This is a genomic window from Streptococcus sp. HMSC068F04, assembly GCF_001837455.1.
In the GTDB taxonomy this organism is placed as follows: domain Bacteria; phylum Bacillota; class Bacilli; order Lactobacillales; family Streptococcaceae; genus Streptococcus; species Streptococcus salivarius_D.
This window is the reverse complement of sequence record NZ_KV832530.1, coordinates 2,454-6,178: the sequence shown is the minus strand read 5'-3', so window position 1 is coordinate 6,178 and position 3,725 is coordinate 2,454. Positions and strand designations below refer to the sequence as shown.

At 36.8% G+C, this 3,725-nt stretch carries 2 protein-coding genes; both read right to left on the bottom strand.

Going from position 1 to position 3,725, the window contains the following annotated elements; genetic code table 11:
• Positions 1–325: KxYKxGKxW signal peptide domain-containing protein (locus HMPREF2571_RS10910; RefSeq protein WP_256315263.1), on the bottom strand; the 325-nt coding region annotated here is incomplete at its 3' end.
• 54 nt (positions 326–379) lie between these two features.
• Positions 380–3,725 (bottom strand): glucosyl transferase (locus tag HMPREF2571_RS08950; protein WP_070847835.1); only part of this gene is annotated, 3,346 nt, incomplete at its 5' end.

The window sequence follows — 3,725 nt, the reverse complement described above, 5'->3', positions numbered from 1 at the left end:
TTGGTTTTTCAGAGACTGTTTCTGTTGAAGTAACTTCAGAGGTGACTACTGGTGTTTCTGACGCTGCGGCAGCTTCACTCGAAGCGGTAGAAGGTGTGTTTTCTGTAGGTTTAGCTGTGGCTTCACTAGTTGCTGGAGCATCGACGTCAATAGCACCTTCTTTGATGATAGCTTCAACAGTTGCTTCATTAACAGGGGTAGGTTGTTCTTCAGCTGAAGCGTAGCTGAGTCCTGCAAAACTCAAACCCAAAGCAAGCCCTGTCACTGCAATAGTTACCCAATGTTTTTTAACTTTGTGAAGTTTAAAATGTACTTTCCTTTCCATGATAATTCTCCTTTCATTGAAAGATAAATTGGAATTATATGTGTGAAATAAATATTATTCGTAAATATATTTAATAACCCTTCCATCACCGTTTTCATCGAAATGAACAACCTCAGCTTTCACCTTGTAACGAATTGAGTGATTAAAAGTAATGTCAACATTTTTAGCACGTTTTCCAGTTTTTGGGTAATAATAATGGTAGTAGTAGTCATTTCCCGCCCAAATTGTTCGCAATTCATCGTAGCCTAGTCTACCATCATCGTGAAAATAGTAGTAATCATCTCCAATCTTTTGTTCACCCTTATAACATTTACCATCACTACCAACATAGTAACGATAACCGTCAATGTCAACGAATTTGTCACGTCCTAAGTCAACAAGTTCACCACTATTCTTGTCATAGTAATAACCATCATCAGCAACAATACCTTTAGCTTGTTTACCATCTTTATCAAAGTAAACCTTAACATTATCGATAGTTTTGTGTCCAGTTACCTTTTGACTATTTTCATCGACGTAGTACCAACTATTAGAATATTTTTTACCAAAATATCTAGTAATTGCACCAGTTGAGGTGTCTGCTAGACTAGGGTATCTATCGAATTGAAATACTTGAACATAATTATGGTCGATAGGGTCATTACCTAGGTCAGTAATAAAATGCCATGGTTTTATTTGAACATAACGTTTTGTGACTAAGCCTCCGGTGTCTTTATCGTGATATCTACCATCTGGTGCGAAATCCCCTTTTAACTGTGGTCCATCAGGGTAGAAGTAGTAGTCCTCACCGTTAATAATCTGATAACCTGACACCTTGTAGCCACTATTATCTAGGTAGTAGCGGAATGTAGTTGAGATAGCATTAGCACGCCATTCACGAGCGATTCTTACAGTACGCTCTCTGAAAGTATTTCTTGCTAAGTTACCTGTATGTTTATCGTAATATTTACCGTTTTTTGCGAAACCTCCTTTTACTTGCTCTCCATTTTCATCGAAGAATACAGTTTCACCATTAATAGTATGTTCGCCTTTTAAAGCGATTCCTTCGGAACCAAAATAGTAAAAAGGTTTTGTATCATCACTAAATCCATTGTGGTCAGAAGGGACGTATAAGTTCCTAGCTAGATGACCATTATCATTCATATAATGGATATTGTGGTAGTCATCATAAAACAGTCCATTTTTTTTGATATCATCTTTCTTTTCAGTAATGACACCTTCTTGATCTGAAATATAAAGTTTATCGTTCACTTCAAAAAGTGTTCCAATGACACGCTCACCATTAATTTTATCGTAGTAGTATTTGTTTCCTCCTTGTTTAATAAACTCACCTTTAGATCGCTTTCCGTTATGGTCAAGATAATACCATTTACCATTTATCATAACTGATTGGTTGACTCCTAAATTAACACGAGCACCGGTATCTTTATCATAATAGTAACCATCGTCTGCGAATTGGTCTTTGATTTGTTCACCATAGGCATTAAAATAAACAGCAACACCATTTATTGTTTGGGGACCGTGAAGGAATTTTCCGTCATATCCTGCATAATAGGTGACTTTTTTAATTTTAGGGTTAAGATAGTCATTCTCTAGGTGATAGATAGTAACGTATTGATTTTTGACCATCATTCCTTGGTAGTCATAATAATAGCTGTTTTCAAAGTCATCGGTAACAATTTGGTTACGATAGTTTAAAGCATATGGTACTTCAGAGAGTTTACCTTCATTATCAGCTTTATAGGTCTTACCATCGATTTGAATAAGAGAGTTGATAACCATTTGTCCATTATGCAAATCATAGTAATGTTTTGGTAGACCTGAATTTGAGTAGCTAGCCTCACCTTTTAGTTGACGACCATTACCGTCAAAACAAACATGATAACTATCGACAATTTGATTTCCAATGAGTTTTTGACCATTTTCATCGACATAGTACCAGTTTCCATTGTCTTCTACATAAGCATTGGTAACAAGTTCACCACTATCCTTGTCATAGAAGTGTCCATTCGGAGCGAAGTGTCCTTTAACTTGGACCCCACTGTCCTTAAAGTAAACTTTGACGTTATCAATGGTTTGTTCGCCAATGAGTTTATTGCCATCGGAGTTGTAGTAATACCAATTTCCTTTATCATCGCTGACATATTGGTTATGGAATCTAGAGTCACCTTGGATAGTTATGTTTCCTTCTTTATCTGCGATATAATGGGTACCGTTTAACTCAAAGGAAGTGTCCTTGACTTTACGACCATTGTCTTTGTCAAAGTAGTAGATTTTATTATCAATATTAATAAATTCACCTTTAGCTTGATGTCCTTCTGGACGAGATGATTCATGGAAGTAGAGTTCAAAGCCATCAATAGTTTTAGGTCCAGTGACAGGAAATCCGTCTTTGTTGAAGTAATACCAACGACCTTCGTAGTCCATCATAAATTGATTTTTTGGATATTCTATATTATTTTCTGAAGGAAGAGTATAGTAAATTGGGAACGGATAAGTCACAATGTTTAGTTGTTTATTGAGATAATCAGCCACCCCATTGTGGTCTGAATAAAATACATATGGCATAGACTTCCGAAGACCCTTTTCGATGATAGGAAATTGTTTGTTTTTAGCTAAAGCCCCTTTGTCATCAAAGTAGTAGCGTTTGTGATCTAATTCCATTAGTCTATGAACAGCAACTTGGCCATCGTCATAGATGTAATAGTCATCACCTAAAATCGTCTGACGACCTTTCTTAAGTGTGTTACCATTTTTATCAAAATAGTAACGTTCTAATCCAGGCATTACATAATAGTTTGGTTCGATATAAGCAGGTTCATTGAAGTAAACAACTTTACTATAGTTTTCTTCTGGAATATAGTGGCTGTCTTTGAATGTAATAAAACGGTCTGTTACTAGCTTGCCATCGTTTTCATCGTAAAAGTGGAGTTTGTCGTCAACTTTCCTAAGCTGCCCTTTTACCATAGTGCCGTCATCGTTAAAGTAATATTGGAAACCGTTGATTTCTTTTGGTCCGGTAACCAGCTGCCCTTTTGTATCTACATAATAGGTAACACCATTTGCATCTGAAACGAAACTCTCTCTTTTATCTGTCTTTTTTGTGATACCTTCCGCTTCAACAGTGATGGTGAAATCGCCATCTTTTTGTGAGGTATCTAAAGTTGTTTTATCAGGAGAAGTACTTATGATGAGGTTTTCGTTGTTTGTAGGTGTATTTGTTGCACTTACCTCAGAATGAACAGTTTCAGAATTAGATGCTTCCGAACTAGCTGTGCTTGTGACTTCAGAGCTTGGTTTTTCAGAAACAGTTTCTGTTGAAGCCACTTCAGAGCTGGCCACTGGTGCTTCTGATACTGTGGCAGCCTCACTCGAAGCGGTAGCAGCTGTGTTTTCTGCA